Origin of the sequence: Gracilibacillus phocaeensis, from assembly GCF_900626275.1 — a bacterium.
Lineage (GTDB): Bacteria > Bacillota > Bacilli > Bacillales > Amphibacillaceae > Gracilibacillus > Gracilibacillus timonensis.
The window spans coordinates 290,406-311,107 of sequence record NZ_LR131145.1 but is presented as its reverse complement, the minus strand read 5'-3'; the positions used below and the strand labels follow the sequence as shown (position 1 = coordinate 311,107).

Annotated in this window: 21 protein-coding genes and 1 riboswitch; of the genes, 14 read left to right on the top strand and 7 right to left on the bottom strand. The window is 41.3% G+C overall.

Features of this window, described 5'->3' with window-relative positions; translation table 11 throughout:
• Window positions 1-26: 26 nt before the first annotated feature.
• The 6 genes from E0E32_RS17640 to E0E32_RS17620 all read left to right on the top strand — a co-directional run bounded on the left by E0E32_RS17640 (window position 27) and on the right by E0E32_RS17620 (window position 4,945).
• Window positions 27-1,553 (top strand): spore germination protein, encoded by a 1,527-nt coding sequence (locus tag E0E32_RS17640; protein ID WP_066186527.1) that lies wholly within the window; start codon window positions 27-29, stop codon window positions 1,551-1,553.
• Complete coding sequence (locus E0E32_RS17635) at window positions 1,553-2,659, top strand: GerAB/ArcD/ProY family transporter (protein ID WP_130860327.1); 1,107 nt, start codon at window positions 1,553-1,555, stop codon at window positions 2,657-2,659. Before E0E32_RS17640 ends, E0E32_RS17635 begins: the two co-directional genes overlap by 1 nt.
• The gene (locus E0E32_RS17630; RefSeq protein WP_130860326.1) at window positions 2,652-3,818 is read left to right on the top strand and encodes a Ger(x)C family spore germination protein; all 1,167 of its coding nucleotides are present in this window, start codon (window positions 2,652-2,654) and stop codon (window positions 3,816-3,818) included. The genes E0E32_RS17635 and E0E32_RS17630 overlap by 8 nt, the downstream gene beginning before the upstream one ends.
• Before the next feature lie 19 nt (window positions 3,819-3,837).
• Complete coding sequence (locus E0E32_RS22360; protein WP_162840586.1) at window positions 3,838-4,008, top strand: hypothetical protein; 171 nt, start codon at window positions 3,838-3,840, stop codon at window positions 4,006-4,008.
• A 177-nt stretch (window positions 4,009-4,185) separates the two neighbouring features.
• A complete protein-coding gene (locus E0E32_RS17625; protein ID WP_066186521.1) occupies window positions 4,186-4,602 on the top strand; it encodes a cupin domain-containing protein in 417 nt (138 codons plus the stop codon).
• A gap of 22 nt (window positions 4,603-4,624) precedes the next feature.
• Entirely contained in the window at window positions 4,625-4,945 is a 321-nt protein-coding gene (locus E0E32_RS17620) for a carboxymuconolactone decarboxylase family protein (protein ID WP_066186518.1), read from the top strand.
• Between the two features lie 198 nt (window positions 4,946-5,143).
• Here the strand turns inward: E0E32_RS17620 and hxlB are convergent, their stop codons facing one another.
• The 3 genes from hxlB to hxlR form a co-directional block, all read right to left on the bottom strand.
• Window positions 5,144-5,701, bottom strand: a complete 558-nt coding sequence (hxlB, locus tag E0E32_RS17615; protein WP_066186516.1) for a 6-phospho-3-hexuloisomerase — start codon at window positions 5,699-5,701, stop codon at window positions 5,144-5,146.
• Between the two features lie 16 nt (window positions 5,702-5,717).
• Window positions 5,718-6,356 carry a 3-hexulose-6-phosphate synthase gene (gene hxlA, locus E0E32_RS17610; RefSeq protein ID WP_130860325.1) on the bottom strand — a complete coding sequence of 213 codons (639 nt, stop codon included), beginning with the start codon at window positions 6,354-6,356 and terminating at the stop codon, window positions 5,718-5,720.
• A gap of 487 nt (window positions 6,357-6,843) precedes the next feature.
• Window positions 6,844-7,215 (bottom strand): transcriptional activator HxlR, encoded by a 372-nt coding sequence (gene hxlR / locus E0E32_RS17605; RefSeq protein WP_066186511.1) that lies wholly within the window; start codon window positions 7,213-7,215, stop codon window positions 6,844-6,846.
• A 327-nt stretch (window positions 7,216-7,542) separates the two neighbouring features.
• Here hxlR and copZ point away from each other — a divergent pair, with 327 nt between their 5' ends.
• Both copZ and E0E32_RS17595 read left to right on the top strand, forming a co-directional pair.
• Entirely contained in the window at window positions 7,543-7,749 is a 207-nt protein-coding gene (gene copZ, locus E0E32_RS17600) for a copper chaperone CopZ (RefSeq protein ID WP_066186508.1), read from the top strand.
• 80 nt (window positions 7,750-7,829) lie between these two features.
• The gene (locus tag E0E32_RS17595) at window positions 7,830-10,259 is read left to right on the top strand and encodes a heavy metal translocating P-type ATPase (RefSeq protein WP_130860324.1); all 2,430 of its coding nucleotides are present in this window, start codon (window positions 7,830-7,832) and stop codon (window positions 10,257-10,259) included.
• Between the two features lie 427 nt (window positions 10,260-10,686).
• On the opposite strand, the gene E0E32_RS17590 is transcribed toward E0E32_RS17595, so the two are convergent.
• Genes E0E32_RS17590 through E0E32_RS17580 form a run of 3 tightly spaced genes read right to left on the bottom strand, consistent with a single transcriptional unit; the run spans window position 10,687 to window position 12,359 of the window.
• Window positions 10,687-11,133: an NADPH-dependent FMN reductase gene (locus E0E32_RS17590; RefSeq protein ID WP_286171991.1), complete on the bottom strand. Its 447-nt coding sequence runs from the start codon at window positions 11,131-11,133 to the stop codon at window positions 10,687-10,689.
• A complete protein-coding gene (locus E0E32_RS17585; RefSeq protein WP_130860323.1) occupies window positions 11,120-11,551 on the bottom strand; it encodes a DUF6508 domain-containing protein in 432 nt (143 codons plus the stop codon). The genes E0E32_RS17590 and E0E32_RS17585 overlap by 14 nt, the downstream gene beginning before the upstream one ends.
• Window positions 11,552-11,573: 22 nt before the next feature.
• Window positions 11,574-12,359: an HAD-IIB family hydrolase gene (locus E0E32_RS17580; protein ID WP_130860322.1), complete on the bottom strand. Its 786-nt coding sequence runs from the start codon at window positions 12,357-12,359 to the stop codon at window positions 11,574-11,576.
• An 87-nt stretch (window positions 12,360-12,446) separates the two neighbouring features.
• On the opposite strand from E0E32_RS17580, the gene E0E32_RS17575 reads away from it, so the two are divergent.
• Window positions 12,447-13,145: a Crp/Fnr family transcriptional regulator gene (locus E0E32_RS17575; protein WP_066186489.1), complete on the top strand. Its 699-nt coding sequence runs from the start codon at window positions 12,447-12,449 to the stop codon at window positions 13,143-13,145.
• Window positions 13,146-13,238: 93 nt separating this feature from the next.
• A complete protein-coding gene (locus tag E0E32_RS17570; protein WP_130860321.1) occupies window positions 13,239-14,204 on the top strand; it encodes a hypothetical protein in 966 nt (321 codons plus the stop codon).
• 1,261 nt (window positions 14,205-15,465) lie between these two features.
• On the opposite strand, the gene E0E32_RS17565 is transcribed toward E0E32_RS17570, so the two are convergent.
• The gene (locus E0E32_RS17565; protein ID WP_066186483.1) at window positions 15,466-15,948 is read right to left on the bottom strand and encodes a QueT transporter family protein; all 483 of its coding nucleotides are present in this window, start codon (window positions 15,946-15,948) and stop codon (window positions 15,466-15,468) included.
• A gap of 8 nt (window positions 15,949-15,956) precedes the next feature.
• Window positions 15,957-16,001, bottom strand: a riboswitch (PreQ1 riboswitch).
• A gap of 150 nt (window positions 16,002-16,151) precedes the next feature.
• On the opposite strand from E0E32_RS17565, the gene E0E32_RS17560 reads away from it, so the two are divergent.
• The 4 genes from E0E32_RS17560 (at window position 16,152) to E0E32_RS17545 (ending at window position 20,688) form a co-directional block, all read left to right on the top strand.
• Window positions 16,152-17,750 carry a catalase gene (locus tag E0E32_RS17560; protein ID WP_066186480.1) on the top strand — a complete coding sequence of 533 codons (1,599 nt, stop codon included), beginning with the start codon at window positions 16,152-16,154 and terminating at the stop codon, window positions 17,748-17,750.
• Between the two features lie 214 nt (window positions 17,751-17,964).
• Window positions 17,965-18,861, top strand: coding sequence for an NAD(P)/FAD-dependent oxidoreductase (locus tag E0E32_RS17555; RefSeq protein WP_066186478.1), 897 nt, complete (start codon window positions 17,965-17,967; stop codon window positions 18,859-18,861).
• 162 nt (window positions 18,862-19,023) lie between these two features.
• A complete protein-coding gene (rpsN, locus tag E0E32_RS17550) occupies window positions 19,024-19,293 on the top strand; it encodes a 30S ribosomal protein S14 (protein ID WP_066186476.1) in 270 nt (89 codons plus the stop codon).
• Between the two features lie 432 nt (window positions 19,294-19,725).
• Window positions 19,726-20,688 (top strand): CobW family GTP-binding protein, encoded by a 963-nt coding sequence (locus tag E0E32_RS17545; protein ID WP_130860320.1) that lies wholly within the window; start codon window positions 19,726-19,728, stop codon window positions 20,686-20,688.
• Window positions 20,689-20,702: the final 14 nt, after the last annotated feature.

Genomic DNA, 20,702 nt, shown 5'->3' with positions numbered 1-20,702 from the left:
ACTTTAATAGACATGAGGGGATAACGTTGGCTCGTTTATATCGAAAAAATCATAAGCGGAAAAAAGCAGAAGAGAATTTCTCTCTGGATATAGAAACGAATCTAGCTGGTAACCTGGAAAACATTAAAAATATGCTAGAGGAGCCGAGTGATTTGGTGATACGTGAATTCACCATGAACAATCATCGTACCGCTATTGTTTATATCGACGGCTTAGTGGACAGTAAATACGTGCATGATCACATTATGGATGACTTGAAACAAGCCAGTTCGTTACCTAATGATAAAGAGCAGCTCTTTGACACGATTCATTGGGAAGTGCTGACGGTAACTGGGATTGAACTGGGGCAATCCCTAGACGATGTATCGAATGCCATTCTCAGCGGACGCACCGTGTTTTATTTAGACGGAATGACCCAGGTATTGATCATGGGAACGAGAGGCGGAGAAAATCGTGCTATTGAAGAACCTGCTTCAGAATCCCTTATTCGTGGGGCAAGGGATGGGTTTGTCGAGAATTTAAGGACCAATACATCGTTGATTCGTCGACATATTTCGGATCCTAATCTTCGTTTTAAAAACTATAAGGTAGGTAGACGATCTAAAAAAGATCTGCTCGTTGTTTATGTGGATGGTATTGTCAATCCGGATATAGTGGAAGAGATAAAACGAAGGTTAGAAACGATTGATATGGACGATGCTCCGGAATCTGGCTATATTGAACAATGGATTGAGGATAGTTTTTTGTCTCCTTTTCCACAAGTGTTAAATACAGAACGGCCTGATAAAGCGGCTGATGCTGTACTACAAGGGAAAGTGGTTATTATGCTAGATCGTACCCCTTTTGTACTGATTGCACCGGCAACTTTTGGTAGTTCTTTGCATTCTCCAGAGGATTATTATTGGCGCTGGTCTTTGGCAACGCTGATTAGAGTCTTGCGTTATCTGGCTGCCTTTATTTCTGTCTTTCTTCCAGCTCTATATATTGCATTGGTTTCCTATCATCAAGGGCTGATTCCGTCTGACTTGGCATTTTCAATTGCAGCAACAAGGGATGGAGTTCCCTTTCCGCCATTTATTGAGGCATTAATTATGACGGTAACGATGGAATTGCTAAGGGAAGCTGGATTACGATTGCCCACTGCGATAGGTCAAACGATAGGGATTGTTGGTGGGCTCGTGATTGGGGAGGCTGCGGTGTCGGCTGGAATCGTTAGTCCGATTATGGTTATTGTCGTTGCCTTAAATGCCATTGCTTCCTTTGCACTTCCATCCTATAGTATCGCCATTTCGTTTCGGATTCTACAGTTTGGCCTAATGGTGGGAGCGGCGATATTCGGTCTTTATGGCATCGTGCTCGGCTATATCATGATCAATATTCATATTGTTAATCTGACGAGCTTTGGTGTCCCGTATTCCTCTTCCTTCGCACCAAGCTTTCTGGACGATTGGAAGGATCTCGTCTTACGTGCCCCAATTACTATGAAGACTAGGCGTCCCAGCTATATGAAAACCAATGATGAGAAACGCATGGACAAAGGGGAAAGTACCTAATGAAAAAGCTTAAGTACGAAAACGATAGAATTAGTCCTAGAGACATCTTCGTTGCTATTCCATCTATTGTGACCGGGGTAGGTGTTCTCTCCTTACCAAAAGTGATAGCCTCTGCCACAGAATCAGCCGATGGGTGGATTCCTTTATTCATAGGTGGATTGATTGCGATAGGGTTAACTTGGGCAGTAGCCAAGTTTGCTTCCGGTTTTCGCCATCAATCATTCCTTACCTATGCTACTAAGATTGTAACCAAACCAGTGGCAATGCTGCTGACAAGTTTGTTTGCTGTAATTTTTCTTATGATCACGTCCTATCAAGTGCGTAAAATTAGTAATATTGCACAACAATATTTATTTGATCAGACACCGATCGAAATTATTGCACTCTCCTTCTTGCTGGTCGTTATTTATGCGGTCTCTGGTTCTAGGGTGGGGTTGTTTCGGCTTAATATTATGTTTTTACCGATTATTCTGCTTATCGCGTTTTTTTTGATTATATTTAATTTAGGTTGGTTTGAGCCTGGTCGATTATTGCCGATATTTATAACCCCTTTTACTGATTATGTGAAGGTGCTGAATCAAGGGGTTCTCGCATATATGGGGTTTGGTGTTTTATGGTTTTATCTTGCCTTGGTTGACCAACCCGATAAAGCACCCAAAATGGCTGCGCTGGGAATGTGTATTCCTGTTGGGTTATATATCATTATTTTTTTCGTGTGTATTGCGGTATTTGGTAATGCCGTCACTTCCAATTTACTCTATCCAACCGTTGAACTAGCCAAGGTGGTGGAGATACCGGGTGGTTTTTTTGAACGATTTGAATCTATCTTCTTTGTGATTTGGATTATGGCTATTTTCAATACGACAGCCATGGCGCTGGATGTGAGTGTGTTTGCCTTGAATTCCATTTTTAAAAATACGATGAAATTAAAGCTTATTTTTATGCTTGCCCCTGTCGCTTATATCATGGCGATGCTGCCTCAGGATGTGATTGCGGTGGATTTTTTGGGAGGGCTTATAGGTAATGTCTTAATAATCCTGAACTTGGTGGTGCTAATACTATTGCCAGTGGTTGCTAAAATCAGAGGAGTGAAGCAAAGTGAATAAAAAGTATTTGCTCATAGGCTGCTGTTTGCTTGTTTTCCTGAGTGGGTGCTGGGATGAAATAAATATTGAAGAACGAGGTTTTGTGGTTGGTTTATCGCTTGACTTGGCAGAAGAGCAATCTGGCGATAAACCAATAATCACCGTAACGAATCAATTTGTTGTACCTGCTGGATTAGGTACTCCTAATGAAAACAGCAGCGGTGCGCAAAAACCTTACAGTAATTTATCAACGAGCGGGAGAAGCGTATTCGAGGCGATTCGGAAAATGTCAACGATGAAGGGTGATCCCCCCTTTTTTGAACATTTGAAATTAATCATCATTTCGGAAGAGTTAGCCTCTGATCAACAGTTATTTGCCGGGATGATGGATCTGTTTCTGCGTGATCAGGAAATGCGTCGGTCGGTAAGGATTCTCATTTCCGAAGGCAAGGCGATGGATATACTGGATATCGAACCGGATACAGATCCGCTTCCAGTCATGTATATTAATAACGCTAGTGAAAACACCGATAAAGTGGCCGGATTGATTAAACCACTTAGAGCAGGGGATTTGCATGAATATCTGTTGGAAAATAATAATTATCTTATCCCAAGGATTTATGCCATGGATAGTAAAATTCAATTTGATGGTGCAGGTGTTTTTAATGGAGAAACAAATCATTTAGTCGGGGTTCTTAATGATAAAGAAGTGGTAGGTTTTAACCTGATAATGGGTAAGTTGAAAGGGGGATATATTACCTTTGACATCAATGATCAATTAATGCTTTATGAAATAAAAAAAGCAAAAAGCAATATAACGATCGATACAAATGGAACTGATCAAGTGACCATTGATGTCACGATTGATACAGAAGGCAGTATTGGGGAGATGCACGGGAAACGGACCCTTTTAGAAAAAGGTTACCTTAAGAAAATAGAGGAGCAAATCAATAAGAGGATGGAGCAATTGGCAAACGAGGTCATAAAAAAAGGGCAGGAGGAAATAGAGTTAGACTTTTTTGGTTTTAACAAGATCATGCGGCAAAGACATTATCCAACATGGAAAGAAATCAAGGGTGACTGGGAAGAAGGCGAAAATATTTTTCAAAATGCTACGATCAAAGTAAAGGCCAATTCGATTGTCCGAACAACAGGTGCAACAGATAAGGTAAAGGATTAAGAGAGGGAGCGAAGCATTTATGTGGAAACCGTTATTGGGCGTATTACCTGAATATTTGATTCTGGTCTGCACCATATTAGCCCTTTTGATTCCGTACGTTATTTATAAAATAAATCAACAACTGCATAAATACGGTGACCCACCATGGAAAGCGAAAAGCGATGAAAAGAAGAGTGGAGATGAAAAATAGAAAACATAAAGCTTGTGGGCTGGTGACTGTGAAGAATTGTAAACATGCCTTTAAAGCATACTCCTTTGTTTGAAAGGTATTAGACGAGCAACACATTTCGTTATACCATAGAATTATACGGAAAAAGTTTTAAAGGATGCGTCCTAGAGAAGCATCTTTTACATGGAGGTATGAAAAATGGCAAAACATGAAGAAGTAAAAAATGGTGTGATTTTTCCAATAGGAGAAAAAAATGATGCGTTTGCGCAATACTTTGTCGGACAAAGCTATTTGCAAGGTTTGGTATCAGATCCCGATGTAAATGTTGGCGTAGGGAATGTGACGTTTGAGCCTGGTTGTCGGAACAATTGGCATATCCATCATGATGGCTTTCAGATTTTGTTAGTAACTGGTGGAGAAGGATGGTACCAAGAAGACGGGCAAGAGGCACAATTTTTACAAGCTGGTGATGTCATTGTGACGCATGACGGTATTAAACATTGGCATGGCGCGACAAAAGATAGCTGGTTTGAGCATATCGCAATAACCGCTGGAACCCCAGAATGGCTGGAACCTGTTTCAGACGATATTTATTCCCAGCTAGATGCACAATAATTAAGAGAAAGAGGGATAAACGATGGCAAAAAAACAAACAGCAGGTCGTGACAATCTAGGAGAGTTTGCTCCACAATTTGCAGGCTTGAATGATGATGTCTTATTTGGCGAAGTGTGGTCTAGAGAGTCAGAATTATCTCCTCGTGACCGCAGTATGATTACTTGTGCCAGTTTGATGACGCAAGGTGCTCCTCAATTAGAGGCTCATCTAAACATAGCCAAACAAAATGGTGTAACCAAAGACGAAATCGTCGAATTAATTACCCATTTGGCCTTTTACACCGGTTGGCCTAAAGCATGGTCAGCCTTTACAATGGCGAAAGAGATTTTTGATGAAGAGTAGAGGAAGATAATGATAAGAAAGCCAAGGACCTTTTAAAAACTAAGGTTCTTGGCTTTTTTAATTCGTTGGAGTGGCAACGGTCATCACCTGGGGAATGACGACCACCAAAAGAGCAAACTCCGAAAAAAAAAGGTCATAATCTGAGGAATGACGATCTTTTTCAATCTTCATCATTTCAATAGAGTCATCTTGCTTATGTTACTCTAGGTTTGCATGCTTGGTAAACATGGCGCTTCCCTTCATTTCTTGTTTCTCCATCAATCGCAAAATAAACGCGTCAAATAGGAGTAATAGGGTTTGCTCAAACATGGCGCCCATTGGTTGGATCGATGTAGATTCATTATCGGACTTATCCTTAGTTGAGCCTGGTAATGAAACGGTGATGTCAGCCATTTGTCCAATAGTTGACGCTGGCGAAATGGTTACAAGGGCAACGATCCCTTCCAAGCTTTTTGCCTTTTGAACCATAGAAACTAATCCCTTAGTCTCTCCCGAACCAGATCCGAGAATGAATAAGTCCCCTTTCTCCAAATTAGGGGTTACCGTTTCTCCTACCACGTAAGCTTCAAATCCCATTTGCATTAAGCGCATGGCAAAAGTTTTCATCATAAGTCCAGATCGTCCAGCTCCGGCAACGAAAATCTTCTTAGATGTCAGGATTTGCTGGACAAGTTGTTCCGCTTCTTCATCATTGATTAAATCGGCAGTTGGCGCAAGCTCTTGTAATATATTGGTTAGATGCTTGGTTGTCCCCATTGTGTTTTCCATCCTCTTAAGCAGTCTCTTGTTTGATTAATGCTTCTATTTTTTCAGCTGCCGCTTGTTTATCTTCTTGTCCCGCAATACCACCACCAACAATCACAAGGTCAGGCTGTGCTTGCACTACTTCAGGGAGGGTTTCTAGCTTAATGCCACCCGCAATAGCTGTTTTGGCATTCTTCACAACCCCTTTAATGGTTTGAAGGTCCTCAAATGAATTTTTACCAACTGCTTGCAGATCATAACCAGTGTGTACACAAATGTAGTCAACACCCATGGCATCCACCTCTTGGGCACGTTTGGCAATATCTTTTACGGCAATTAAATCAACAAGAATTTCTTTCCCTTGTTTTTTCGCTTCTTCTACAGCGCCTTTGATCGACTCATCTTCTGCTGCACCTAAAATCGTAACAATGTCGGCACCATTTTCGACTGCTTTTTGTACTTCATAGCTGGCTGCATCCATTGTCTTCATATCCGCTAATACTTCTAACTGCGGGAATGCTTCTTTCATTGCTTTTACTGCTTTTAATCCTTCAATTTTAACAATCGGTGTTCCGATTTCTACAATGTCGATATGGTCTTTTACTTCTTCCACCAATGCTATGGCTTCTTCTGTATTTACGAGGTCTAATGCTAATTGTAATTTCATTTATGCTTCACTCCTATAATAAAATTTGCTACATCTATAGTATATGATGTTTTATCATTTCTAAAAAGTACGCACTTTAATCTCAAATAGTTACTCCTGCATAACTCGGTGTGCAAAAGTATACTAAGTGTTGTTAAAGGAAGGAAGCATAAAAAGGGCATGAATAAAGGCATCGGAAGGCCTATTTTAAGAACAATCCAATACAAAGAAGGAACTATTTAATATAAAAAAGTAGAGGAAGGGGAAAGATTTTGAGTACCGGTATGACTAAAAAACGTGTCTGAAAAATCTCGATTTACGGTCCAGCCATTTTTTATTTTACAGTAGGTATAATCGGATTTAATGGCCAGTGGGAATCACCAAGTTCTATCCATAAAAAACGGCTAGAACTACGCAATAGTTGTCGACTTAGTATTCTCCATCACTTTTTGTATGATCCTGAGAAAGGGTTTATCACTATTACGTCTTATTCTAGCCATTTGACTTATTATTTTGGTGAACTGCTTACTTCTACTTGATCCTCGACTTCGACAACATTCTCTAGGTAATCTTTTCCCCATTTATACATGGATTCCAATATTGGCATTAAGCTTTCCCCATGTTCGGTTAGGGAGTATTCTACTTTTGGTGGCACAACGGGATAAACTTCCCTGTGGACAATCTTATCTTCTTCCAGCTCTCTTAGCTGATTGACCAGCATACGTTGTGTAATTCTTGGCATCAGTGACTTTAATTCACCAAACCGTTTAGTTCCTTCTTTTCCTAAGTGCCATAAGATAAGCATTTTCCACTTGCCACCAATCACAGAAAGAGTCAATTCTTTTTCGCAGTTATAGGTTTTGCCACAAATGTGTCCCACTTACTGTCACCACCATATTTGTAATTATAGTATACTTTTTGCTACTACACGCAAATACTATACGTATATTTAAATATTATACAAGGAATGGCTGTTCTTTGTATAGCAAAGCGAAACATAAGTGTCTTACGTCTTAGTAATTAACAGTATTGACATACCTTTATGGGGTATTATATGATTGGCCTAAGAATAGTGAGTCCTAGCAGTTACTAGGAATGAATTAAAAATCAATTCATGTAACAAGTGTTAGTGTAATTTTAATACTTGACAATACCTACCCGGGGTATGATAGAATGGATGTAGATAAAATAATAGGAGGTCATTCACATGCAAAATATTACCCTTAAGGTACAAGGGATGTCTTGTGGACATTGCGTTTCTTCTATTGAAGGAAATGTAGGAGAAATGACTGGTGTTGAATCAGTTAAGGTGCATTTAGAAGATGGAAAAGTCGATGTAACGTTCGAGGCCGGGCAAGTCAATGAACAAGATATTATCGAAGTAATTGAAGATCAAGGATACGATGTCGCTTAAGAAGAACGGTCGTGCTAAAACAGCACGATCCTCTTTTTGACATATATATACCCTATCGAGGTATGAGAGAGGTGAACAGGGTGGAAGCACAAAAGGAAGTAAGTTTACAGATTCAAGGTATGACCTGTGCCGCGTGTGCGAATAGAATTGAAAAAGGTCTTTATAAAATAGATGGTGTGGAAGAAGCAAATGTTAATTTTGCGATTGAAAAGACGAAAGTGGTTTATGATCCAGAGAAAACTGGAGTATCTGATTTTGAAGAAAAAATTGAAAGGCTAGGTTATCATGTGGCCCATGATAAACAAACTTTTGATATATCTGGCATGACTTGTGCTGCTTGTGCCAATCGAATTGAGAAGAAACTGAATAAGACAGAGGGTGTAGCAGAGGCTAACGTGAATTTTGCTTTAGAAAATGTATCTGTGGAATATGATCAAGACCAGGTAACCATCCAAGATATGATGGAAGCCGTCAAAAAACTCGGGTACACATTAAGCATTCCAACATCCAAAGAAGAAACAGCTACTAATAAAGAGGAAGAAATCCGTCATCAGACTGGGAAGTTTATCTTTTCCGCTATTTTAACATTGCCTTTACTATGGACGATGGTGACACACTTTGAGTTTACTTCCTTTATTTATTCCCCAGATATGTTAATGAATCCATGGGTACAATTAGCCTTGGCGACACCAGTTCAGTTTATTGTTGGGGCACAGTTTTATAGCGGTGCTTATAAGGCGTTGCGGAATAAAAGTGCCTCTATGGATGTGCTGGTAGCTTTGGGTACTTCTGTCGCTTACTTTTATAGTATTTTCCTTGGTGTAGAGTGGCAGTTAAACGGGCAATTTGGTATGCCAGAGCTGTATTTTGAAGCAGCGGCAGTTATCATTACATTAGTCCTGCTTGGAAAGCTCTTTGAAGTTCGTGCGAAAGGAAGAACTGGACAGGCGATTCAGAAATTGCTTGGTATGCAGGCGAAAACGGCTCGTGTGCTGCGAAATGGTGAAGAGCAAGAAATTGCTATAGAAGAAGTCATCGTTGGAGATATGATCATGGTTCGGCCAGGTGAAAAAATACCTGTTGATGGCATGATTATCAAAGGGGAATCAGCCGTTGATGAATCGATGATTACGGGGGAGAGTATTCCTGTTGATAAAAAGATAGGCGATGTAGCGATTGGTTCCACGATCAATAAGAATGGTATTTTAACGATGGAGGCGACCAAGGTAGGTAAGGATACTGCCCTTTCGCAAATTGTCAAGGTAGTAGAGGAAGCACAAGGAAGTAAAGCAGATATTCAACGCGTGGCCGATCGTGTATCGGGTGTGTTCGTTCCAGCGGTTGTCGGCATCGCATTAGTTACATTTCTTGTCTGGTTTTTTATCGTAGAGCCAGGAGAATTACGCACAGCCCTTGTGCCAGCGATTACGGTGTTGGTGATTGCTTGTCCTTGTGCCCTTGGTTTAGCTACACCGACCTCAGTCATGGCTGGATCCGGCAGGGCTGCGGAATTAGGTGTTTTGTTTAAGGGTGGCGAATATCTAGAAAATACCCGTACTTTAGACACGATCGTGTTAGACAAAACGGGTACCGTGACGAAAGGTGAACCGGAATTAACCGATGTTCTCCCAGAAGAAGGATTTACAGAAACAGAGGTATTGGCTTTAGTGGCAGCTGCCGAAAACAGCTCGGAACACCCCCTTGCAGAGGCGATTGTCCGAGGGGCAAAAGCACAAGGAATAACAGTAGAAGCCGTGGATTCCTTTGAGGCGATACCTGGTTATGGTATACGTGCAACATTGCAGCAGCAAACGATATGGGTAGGCACAAGAAAATTGATGCAAGAACAGCAACTAGATATCCGTTCCGTAGAAGAAAACATGGCCAAACTAGAATCAGAAGGAAAGACAGCTATGCTCATCGGTGTGGATCAACAGCTGGCAGGGGTGATTGCCGTTGCAGATACCGTCAAAGAAACATCGAAAGCAGCCATCCGCAGAATGCATAAGCTCGGTTTGGAAGTGATTATGTTAACGGGTGATAACGAACGGACCGCTCAAGCAATTGGAAAACAAGTCGGTATTGATCGCGTAATTGCTGAAGTAGTGCCTGAACAAAAGGCAAATGAAATCAAACAATTACAACAAGAAAATAAAAAAGTAGCGATGGTAGGCGATGGTGTAAATGACGCACCAGCACTCGCCGTAGCTGATATTGGCATGGCAATTGGTACTGGTACGGATGTAGCGATTGAGGCAGCAGATATTACCCTGATGCGAGGCGACTTGAATAGTGTGGCCGACAGCGTCCAAATCAGCGGCAAGACCATGCGTAATATTAAGCAAAACTTATTTTTCGCCTTTTTCTACAATACGGCTTCGATCCCTATTGCTGCGATTGGTCTGCTTGCTCCATGGGTTGCTGGAGCCGCGATGGCCTGTAGTTCGGTATCAGTGGTACTAAATGCCTTGCGATTACAGCGTTTGAAGCTAAAGGGAGGCCAGGAATAAGATGTCAATCAAAACATGGGTTTCTTTAGGTGTTGGATATGTCGTGATTGTTTTTGCCGGGTATGCCTTGATAACGGGGAATAGTCCGTTTTAACGTAAAAGCCTCTCCATTGAAGGCGAATCACCGGATTTAACCAGTGATTCGCTTCATTGTTATGCAGGGTTTTTTGTACGTCGAGTAGAGTCTCGTAGAAAGCAGTATCCCAGCAGAACCATATAAAAATCAGCTAACACATCCAATGGGAAATAGTAGTAGGGTGCTACGTGATTACTTGGAAAGCTCACATTTGTTTTTTTGATGAGCGGTAGGAGGACAGGAAGATCTGTCAGTTGCTGCACGTTATTAGTAAATTTGATTCTACCTTTAATTGGTATGAAAAAAGACAAACCATATACTAAATCCAATCATGGTTTGTCTTTTGAAAGTTTATGCTAGTACTTGCGATTTTCTTATCGATTGAAGAGCAGTTGACCAAGCAACGACATCATCAATTAATTCTTCCAACCGTTTATGATGAACTTCCATTGGTTTGAAGATAGCTATATGTTCGAAATCATTAAATAAACTGAAAGCTCCTTGTGGCTCCACGGCAGCTATTTTTAGGTTTGCTAAAGTGGTGCGCAGTGCAAGGGAAGCTGCAATACCCAAGGTAGAACCATAGCTCACAATACCTGCTGCTTTATGGTGCCATTCCGAGCCCAGATAATCAATATGATCTTTAAGCCCTGAAGGAATATTATTATTGTACTCAGGTGTCACAAAAATAAAACCATCGAGTGCCTCGATTTTCTTTGACCAAGTAGTATGCGGTTCCGTTGTGTATTCTTTGTTTTCGAGAAGCTCGTCGATAAACGATTGGTTATTCATTATCATACCATTCCACAAGCGCATGCAAGACGCGATCAAGCAGCCCTTTTTCTACAGCTGCAGCAATCGTCCCTTCGCTGAATCGTTCTCCACGTACCATATAAGTTGCTGTACGAATGGCGTCTCCAATGGTTAGCTCCTTACCTGAAACGGCGCGGTCAGGCAATCCATGTTCCATCCAGACATATAACGGCGTGACAGCACCAACCTCAGATAATAGGCGGATCACCTCGCTTATCTGTTCACTATAACAGGGATAGCCAATGTGGTATACTCGATTAGAAAGCTGCTTCCCGCCTTTCCAGTTGACTTGGCGATCTGCCCCTGTCCGTTTCTCCGCTATCGCACGTAATCCCTCCCATGCCTCTGTGTTTGTTTGATCAAGCTGGTCTATGAGTTGCCGGTCATTCGAGTTTCCGTTCATGCGTTCCTTCCTTTCCATACTGTTAATGGATATCCTGATCATTCTCGCTCGAATACTGTTTACTCAATTGCTCTAGTCGTTGGGCGATATCATATTCTATTCTTTCGCTTAGAGGCAGTGTTTCCGACGCAAATGGCAAAAGCTGCGGGTTGTCACCGATCATAACGGTGTACATGGCATGCTGAAACATGGTGATATCGTTGGCGTCATTACCGAACGCGAGATAATCTCCAGCCGCTACACCTAACTGCTGTAATCCAGTCCATTTATCAATACCTTGTGGGCTTATGTCCAAAACTCCTTCGTCACCATGGACGTGAACGACTACCTCCATTTTTCTAAGTTTTTTTTCAACTTCCTCCATATGATCCGATGTTAACAGCAACATTTTCACGATCGATGTTAATTGTCCGAGCTCCACTTTTTTAGCGAGACGTTGTGGATCAAGGTTATTTAAAATAGGGTGGGCAGCTGGGCCGGTGTAGGCATAGTCCCAATCACTATCGATTAAATAAGATACATGATACTTCTGTAATAAAGCGATCATCGCTTCCTGCGTTTTTTCTTCAAAGGAAACCGTTGAGAGGATGTTTCCTTGTGAAGAAATGATGGAACCATTACCGCCAATCATTGAATACGTATGAAAACGTTGATGTAAGACAGGAAGCAAATCCCTTATCGGTCTAGCAGAGGCGAAGATGACCTCATGTCCTTGTTTTGTTAAGTTTTCTAATGCAATTAATAGCGGTTTTGAGACTGGTTTTCCTTTGAAACAAATCGTACCATCTATGTCAAATACGAATTTCATTCTGTTCCACTCCTATGTTTTTTGTTATGCTCATTTTATCAGTTTATCGTATCATGAAAAGGACAAATGTCCCAAAGGAGGGATTGGATGAAATATATGCAGGATACTGAATTGCTTGAAAGGAAATTAAAGCAATATGAGCTGGAGAAGATAGTGAATCAAACAAACGGCGTGCCTTGGTCATTGCAGCAATATGAAGCAAATGAAAAAATCTTGTTGGAAGGGGCAAAACTGGAGACACTCTTGTTTTTGGTAGAGGGAAGAGTGAAAATCACCTCTAGTGTCGCAACAGGTAAATCTCTTTTACTGCGATTTGCCCAGCCGTTTTCTATTATAGGTGACATTGAATTAATCCGTGATATTCCTGTTCAATCAGAGGTGGTCGCGGTAGGTTCGTGCTTAATGATTGGCTTACCGATTAATTATATTCAACACCATATCATGCATCATCCTCCTTTTTTGCATATGCTTTTGCAGCATGTCAGTTATAAGCTACAAACCTGTACGACGGCTTCACGCATCAACTTGTTGGCAACGGTGGAAAATAAGTTTGCCAGCTACCTTTTATCTACCTTAACACCAGAACAAGGTAATAACTTTGGCATGGAGCTGAGAACGTCTAACATCAAGGAAATTGCCGAGGTACTTGGAACCACCTATCGTCATTTAAACCGAGTGATCCATTCACTTACGGAAAAGGATGTTATCGAAAAAGATAACCATCTGATCCGGGTACGGAATTGGCAAGAACTAAGAAGATTGTCTAATGGCATACGTTATCAATAATCATAATAGGTTTTTGACGTAATGTTATCTCGTGTTTGGCTTGCTGCTTGTTAGGGAATATTCTTTTTAAATATTCTTTAAGGAGAGGGTAGAATGTTACGCACATGTACCATCCTCATGCTGCTGAGCATTGTGATGGTAATGATGGCATGCAATACCTCAGAGTCAGAAGAAACAAGCAGTGAGGGTAGTGAAGTAAAGGAAAATCAAGAGCAGCAACAAGAAAAAACTGTACCAGAGGATACGATGTCCGATGATGGTCAGCAAAATAGTGCAACGGATGAGAGTGAACAGTCAAGTAACACTACCGATGATGAGGGTAGTGACGATAGGGATATAGCAAAACCCGAGCTTTATGAACCAGAAGAAGTGAGTGGACGCGACAATCCTGAAGAAGGTAGCGGTGATGTATACCCTGAGGCTTTGGAAAATCTAGAACTGCCTTATATCTATGAGAATACATTGGTGTATAGCGGGACGATTAATCCTGAGCAAAGTATTCGATTTGAGATTTCGCAACCAGATAGTGAAGAAGTAGAAAACGTTGATCCAGAAGTGACAGAGCAGGGGCATTTTGCGTTGCCACTTGACGGCATGGAGCTTGAGGCTGGCGATGAGTTGATTGTGTATGTGATGGGAAATATGCCGCACGAACAGCAATTTGTCCTGCCTATCCAGCCAGCCGAAGATGGAATGGAATTAGTAGAAAGCACTTCGGATACAGCAGTTATGAATGACATTAAGGAAGCCACTGATTTACCAGAATTTTATGAAAACACCTCGACTTATTATGGCAAGACATTGCCTGGTGTTTCGGTGGAAGTTTCTGAAGTAGACGCATTCGTAGCAAGCACACAGGATTTGGAAGTAGAGGAAGAGGGTGATTTTCATGGCGATTTTTCTAACTTCCCATATCAAGCAGCTGGCGAAGCAGGATTGCAGGAAGGACAACATTTATTGTTCCGCATGACAGATGAAGATGGAAATCTCGCCTTATTCCTAACCGACATTCTAGCGCCTTCAGATGACCCTAATTATGATGGCCCCATTTCTGAATAAGGTTGTAACACAAGCAGATGTGAAAGGGAATGCTTTCGCATCTGCATAATATTGGAATATTATAAAAAAAGAAAAGGGAACTGCTGGCAAGTACTTGTGGCCAACGATTCTTAGGGACGGGAGAGGGTTAATGGTTCAAGATAGAGTTTCCATTTATGTAGACTATCGATAATCCGGGTTATCTGGAATTGTGTTTTCCGATAAGTGGGGATTTTTAGACAACCTCGATAAGAAAAAGACGATGAATCATTCATCGTCTTTTTTAAAAGATAAGAAAGTATAAAATTCTGAGTATGAAAGGATGTGGACCGATTTTGATCTTGAACGAATGGTGATACCGATAAGATGTATGATGTAAAGTATCTAGTTCCATTATTCCATGTAGTAAAGTTGATTGTTTGTCAATGCTAGGAAACGCTCCGGAAATAGGTTCCGCTTTCCGCGAGACAAGGCTTTAGCCTCCTCGTCAGCAAAGAACGCTTCCTGCGGGGTCTTCACACTGCGCTTTTCTCTGTCTGGCTACAAGCGTCAAAAACTAGACAACTTCCCGACAGCGCCCTACGATAAGTCATCATCGGTTCGTCCCTCACCGTGATTCCTTTATCTCCGTCGCTTCGGTCCAGTTGTTACGTTTTTAACCGACGCTTTCCGCCTTTCTTACAGGAGTCTCCACCTATTTCCTCCGCTGGGTAGTAGCACTACAATCGAATGGTTGCGAAGATGAAGTGTTCTAGACACTATATTTCTGCCAATAAGCAAACCGCATAACCTTTTTCTGAGAACGGTTTGATCCTACGTTATGACTTTTATATTTGTAGCATGATCATTATGCAACCGAAGAATCAGCTGACGATTTTCTCCTTTCGCTACAACACTGTCTAGGTACCTAGAACCCTTCATTCTAGCAGTAACAACCATTGTTGTACTTTTACCTAGCGGAGGGAATATGCGGAGACTTGAAAATGGTTTACAGGCTAAAATCGCAACGTCCTGTTGCAACGCCTGCACTTGCACGTCCTGTGCATCGCAGGACGTGCTGAAGATCCACTAAAAAGTGCTTTTCTTTTTAGTTAGCTGAAGCCGTCCCCATGGAAAGCGCAGCATATTCCCGCAGCGCTCGCCTAGCACAAAAAATCCGGTCAAACTCACCACTAAGGAAAGTGGGCTACTTAACATAATCTATCTTATCGCCAGTTCAGTGGCTGCTTTGAGTGGTCGGCAAAGGACCGGGCGAATTTGGTCCGGTTTTTCTTAATGCCTTTTATGCGATTTTATTAGCAAAGATTCGTTTATAGATCATATAAAAAATAGGAATACCAATCAATAACACAATCAACTCACTAATCCCTGTGGTAAGCCATGTGAAGAAGAAAGGGAGTTCCAATGCAATGTTCAGCATAAAAGCAATAATAAACATATTAAAACTAAAAATCAATGTATTCAAGAATAATAGCACCAGCGTGTTTTTAATATATTTCTTTAAGAAAATAATAATTCCTAATGAAATAGCGGTATGTGCCGTTCCGAATAAAAGATCTAGTCCTCCCGCCATGGAAAACAAATTAGAGACAAATACTCCAATTGTAATCCCAAAAAAGAATCGTTTATCAAAGATTACTAAATGGTTAAACATCTCTGATATCCGGAATTGAATCGCACCGAATGCGACTGGAGAGACTAATAAGGATACGGCAACATATAGCGCTGCAACGATCCCGTTAATCACAAGCGTTTTTATATTCATGTTCTATCTTCCTCCTAGTTTTTTAACGTGGGATGGTTTCGAACCACGTCATGCTTTGCTTATCATACCAGTGTTTAAGCAGGAAAACAATTGATTTGTATGATCTGCCATTTACTTTCTCGCGCACTTTAAAAAGAACGGTTAATTTTATTTGTATTGGTAAAGCTAAAGAAAGAAATCTATAACGAAATGAGGCCCAACCTATGTCTGAAAAAGAGAAATCAACTAATCCAGCGAGTCAGGAGAATGATCAAACCTTAACCACCCGCCAAGGACACCCTGTCACGAACAATCAAAATATTCGTACCGTCAGTAATCGCGGTCCAGCCACGTTGGAGAATTATGATTTTATTGAAAAAATCAGTCACTTTGATCGTGAGAAGGTGCCGGAACGTATTGTGCATGCTCGTGGTGCTGGTGCACATGGTTATTTTGAAACATATGGCACAGCTGGTGAGGAGTCAGTATCTAAATATACTAGAGCGAAAGTTTTTCAGGATAAAGGAAAACAAACACCGGTATTTGTCCGCTTTTCCACGGTCGTTCATGGCAACCATTCCCCAGAAACGGTCCGGGACCCTCGTGGTTTTGCGGTGAAATTTTACACGGAAGACGGCAACTGGGATCTTGTGGGCAATAACATAAAAATCTTCTTTATTCGGGACGCAATGAAGTTTCCCGATATGATTCACGCTTTTCGTCCAGATCCAGTCACGAATATCCAGGATGCCGAGCGCTTCTTTGATTTCTGTGCCAATTCCCCAGAATCTTTCCATATGGTGACATTTATCTATTCACCATGGGGAATCCCTGCCAATTATCGTATGATGCAGGGTTCTGGGGTGAACACGTATAAATGGGTCAATCAGGATGGGGAGGCGGTTCTCGTCAAATATCATTGGGAGCCGAAGCAAGGAATTAAAAATTTAACTGCTAAAGAAGCTGCAGAGATTCAAGGTGAAAATTTCAATCACGCCACACAGGATTTATATGATGCGATCGAAAACGGAGATTATCCAGAATGGGAGCTATTCGTACAAATTATGTCTGATGATGACCATCCGGAACTTGATTTTGATCCATTAGATGATACCAAACTGTGGCCTGAAGATACTTTCCCATGGCTGCCAGTGGGAAAAATGGTATTAAACAAAAATCCAGAGAACTATTTTACCGAAGTAGAACAGGCTGCATTTGGAACCGGGGTTTTGGTAGATGGCCTCGATTTTTCTGATGACAAAATGCTGCAGGGTCGTACCTTTTCTTATTCAGATACCCAGCGTTATCGTGTCGGGGCCAATTACCTGCAAGTTCCTGTCAATGCCGCAAAAAAACGTGTAGCAACCAACCAGGAAGGCGGTCAACTCCGTCAACAAAATGATAAAGCACCGGGACAAAACCCCCATGTAAATTATGAACCATCTGTATTAGGCGGTCTGGAGGAAGCAGAGCAGGTTGGGAAAGAATACACACCTCATGTAGAGGGGAATCTTGTCAGAGAATCAATTGATCGCCACGACAATACCAAACAGGCTGGGCAAACCTTTCGACAGTTTAAAGATTGGGAGAAGGATGAATTATTAGCCAACTTGATCGGTGATTTATCGACTTGTGATCAGCGTATCCAGGATAAAATGATTAGCTTAGCGGAAGAAGCAGATGAAGAATATGGCCGGCGCCTGCGCGAAGGCTTAGCACAAACCATGAAGCAGGGAACCAGTCATAATCCATTAGGTGCAGCAGATGCAGAACAAGCTCCTAAGCATGCGGAAGATTTAGGACATGAAGCGGACCCCTATTGATATTCGAAAACCGTGCCTCCTATATGAAGAGGCACGGTTTTTTTATGTATTCATCCTAACAATTCTTTCATTATTATATATATGAGAAACTATTACTGAGTTATCGTATTTTAAGTATAGGATAAGTTACTTTTCAAATCGTAATGATTACGATATAATGAATTCAGCTTTTGTAGAATTCATTTTGCGCTAAGCTAATAAGGAGGAGAGTGTCATGTTATACGATTGTGCTGTTATTGGAGGAGGTCCGGCAGGTTTAAACGCCTCGCTCGTCTTAGCCAGGGGGAAGAAAACCGTGTTGTTATTGGATGATGGCACCCCACGTAATGCGGTAACACAGGAATCTCATAATTTTATTACAAGGGATGGCATTCAACCGGCTGATTTTAGAAAGGCAGCTCACGCAGATTTAAATAAATATGATGCGATATCTTATCAAAAGAAACGGGTAAACGATATTATCCCATCAGAAGATGTGTTCTCTATTCGAACCAACGATGATCAGGAGTATAGGGTCAAAACCATGATACTCGCAACAGGTTTAAAGGATGTCCTTCCAGATATAGAAGGTATTCATGATGTCTATGGGACCAGCTTGTTTGCCTGTCCTTTCTGTGATGGATGGGAATTAAAGGATACGCCGTTAGTCTATATTGCTGAGCGCGGACCTGTTTTTCATGGAGTCAAAATGTTCTCCAATTGGAACAAAGATATTGTGGTATGCACTAATGGAAAAGAAACCCTCTCTACAGAAGAAAAAGAGATACTAGCACAAAAACAAATCCAAGTGTTGGAAGATGAGATTTTACGTTTGCAAAGTGAAAATGGACAATTAAAGAAAATTCAATTTAAGAACGGCAAGGAGCTGGAACGAGAGGCAGGGTTTGTTTCCTATGATATGCAGCAGGCTGCCCCGTTTGCCGAGCGTCTTGGTTTAGAAATGAATGAAATGGGAGGTATTCAAACAGATAGTTACGGGCGGACAAGTATAAAAGGGATTTATGCGGCTGGCGATAATGCTTCGGGTCCCCCTCAGCTTATTATTGCGGCCAGCGAGGGAAACAAGGCAGCGATAGGTGTGATCAGTGACTTCGTGGAAGATTCATTTTAATTACGCCCACTTGCTGATGGACTACTTCTTTATGTAAAACGAAACAATTACTATTTACATTTGATGAAGAATCAAGTATACTATGTCAATACGTCATTATTTTGAATGAATCAAGCTTGCATGAACAATAGAAGATATGATATCGAAAGGAGTATAAATAACATGGCTAAAAAGTCCAAAATCGCAAAAGAAAAGAAGCGTCAGGAAAAGGTGGCGCAATATGCAGAGTTGAGAAGAGAACTAAAGGAAAAGGGAGATTATGAGGCACTACGCAAGCTGCCACGAGATTCTTCACCTACTCGTCTAAAAAATCGCTGTGAGGTAACCGGCAGACCACGAGGCTATATGAGAAAGTTCAAAATGTCCCGAATTGCCTTTAGAGAATATGCCCACAAAGGACAAATTCCTGGTGTGAAAAAGTCGAGCTGGTAAATGGTTTGTTTCAAACAGAATCTGTCATGTAGTGGAAGGCTGTCGCAATGATGACCGCTGCTCTGTTGCATGCTAATGATCTATGAAAGATTGGGTCTCCTGTTTGGAGTTTTCTTCTGAGGGTTGAGGCAGGAGTTTTTATAACTAAGCAGTGCTGCGACGACCACAACGCCAGCATTAGCATGTCCTGTGCAGCAAAAATCCAACTATATAAGTTGAATTATCCGATAGGTGCTCTTGATCCTACTGCTACCTTTTAGCAGAGCTGAAAGGCGTGTGAATGGTCATTCACACGAATGGATTAAACTAGATTATCAGGAAATAATGTGAGCAAAGATTTACTTATCACAGATATTTGTTACATTTATAAGTTCAACTTATATAGTAACAGTCTCACTTTACCTAAAATAGGCTGAGCAAGGAGGAACAACATTGGTACAAGATACCCACATCCCGGTAACGATTTTAACCGGTTTTTTAGGTGCTGGGAAGACCACATTGTTAAACAATTTGTTACACGATCTATCTGAGCAAAAGACGGCTGTTATTATTAATGAATTCGGCGACACATCAATTGACAGTCAGCTGGTGGTATCCACAAACGAAGAAATTGTGGAAATTAACAGTGGTTGTATTTGCTGTAATGTGCGTGGTGATTTAATTCGGTTATTGGCCGATTTGCAGAAGCAAGAGGATACAATCGATCGTGTTGTGATCGAAACAACTGGAATGGCTAACCCCGCTCCCGTGATTCAAACTTTTCTGATGGATGAGCAAACCGCGGCGTCCTTCGAGATTGACAGTGTGATTACGATGGTAGATGCCAAGCATATTGGACAACATTTAGAGGAAGAAGAGCCGGCTCAACAAATTGCCTTTGCTGATAAATTGCTGGTCAATAAGATCGATCTTATTACGAATGATGAGAAAGAAGCGTTGAAACAACAATTAATTAGCATGAATCCAAATGCCAAAAAGTTTTATACGACAAATGCCAAGGTGGACAGCAGTGAATTAATCGGGACGAAATCTTTTGCTGTTGAAAATGCGTTGAACATGGATCCGGATCTCTTGACAGACACCCATCACCATCATCATAGTCCAGTTACCTCTTTCGTCTTACAGGAAGATCGTCCGTTGGATATCGATAAGGTGAATAAATGGTTTGCCTATTTAGTCCAGATGAAAGGGGAAAGCTTGTATCGTTACAAAGGAGTACTTTATATCAAACAGATGGATAGAAAAGTGGTATTCCAAGGCGTGCATATGCTCTTCGCTGGTACAGAGGGAGACGAATGGGCACCTAATGAAAAACGACAAAGTGAGGTTGTATTTATTGGAAAGCAGCTGGATAATAAGGAGCTGGAAATCGGTTTTCAATATTGCCTTGCTTAACTTTTTAAGATTTA

Excerpts from the sequence above, each read along its gene's own strand:
- E0E32_RS17585 (WP_130860323.1), bottom strand. The coding sequence starts at position 11,551 with ATGAACGGAAACTCGAATGACCGGCAACTCATAGACCAGCTTGATCAA.
- E0E32_RS17625 (WP_066186521.1), top strand. The coding sequence starts at position 4,186 with ATGGCAAAACATGAAGAAGTAAAAAATGGTGTGATTTTTCCAATAGGA.
- hxlB (WP_066186516.1), bottom strand. The coding sequence starts at position 5,701 with ATGGGGACAACCAAGCATCTAACCAATATATTACAAGAGCTTGCGCCA.
- E0E32_RS22360 (WP_162840586.1), top strand. The coding sequence starts at position 3,838 with ATGTGGAAACCGTTATTGGGCGTATTACCTGAATATTTGATTCTGGTC.
- E0E32_RS17565 (WP_066186483.1), bottom strand. The coding sequence starts at position 15,948 with ATGAATATAAAAACGCTTGTGATTAACGGGATCGTTGCAGCGCTATAT.
- E0E32_RS17635 (WP_130860327.1), top strand. The coding sequence starts at position 1,553 with ATGAAAAAGCTTAAGTACGAAAACGATAGAATTAGTCCTAGAGACATC.
- E0E32_RS17620 (WP_066186518.1), top strand. The coding sequence starts at position 4,625 with ATGGCAAAAAAACAAACAGCAGGTCGTGACAATCTAGGAGAGTTTGCT.
- E0E32_RS17590 (WP_286171991.1), bottom strand. The coding sequence starts at position 11,133 with ATGATAATGAATAACCAATCGTTTATCGACGAGCTTCTCGAAAACAAA.
- E0E32_RS17575 (WP_066186489.1), top strand. The coding sequence starts at position 12,447 with ATGAAATATATGCAGGATACTGAATTGCTTGAAAGGAAATTAAAGCAA.
- E0E32_RS17580 (WP_130860322.1), bottom strand. The coding sequence starts at position 12,359 with ATGAAATTCGTATTTGACATAGATGGTACGATTTGTTTCAAAGGAAAA.
- hxlA (WP_130860325.1), bottom strand. The coding sequence starts at position 6,356 with ATGAAATTACAATTAGCATTAGACCTCGTAAATACAGAAGAAGCCATA.
- E0E32_RS17555 (WP_066186478.1), top strand. The coding sequence starts at position 17,965 with ATGTTATACGATTGTGCTGTTATTGGAGGAGGTCCGGCAGGTTTAAAC.
- E0E32_RS17570 (WP_130860321.1), top strand. The coding sequence starts at position 13,239 with ATGTTACGCACATGTACCATCCTCATGCTGCTGAGCATTGTGATGGTA.
- E0E32_RS17560 (WP_066186480.1), top strand. The coding sequence starts at position 16,152 with ATGTCTGAAAAAGAGAAATCAACTAATCCAGCGAGTCAGGAGAATGAT.
- rpsN (WP_066186476.1), top strand. The coding sequence starts at position 19,024 with ATGGCTAAAAAGTCCAAAATCGCAAAAGAAAAGAAGCGTCAGGAAAAG.
- copZ (WP_066186508.1), top strand. The coding sequence starts at position 7,543 with ATGCAAAATATTACCCTTAAGGTACAAGGGATGTCTTGTGGACATTGC.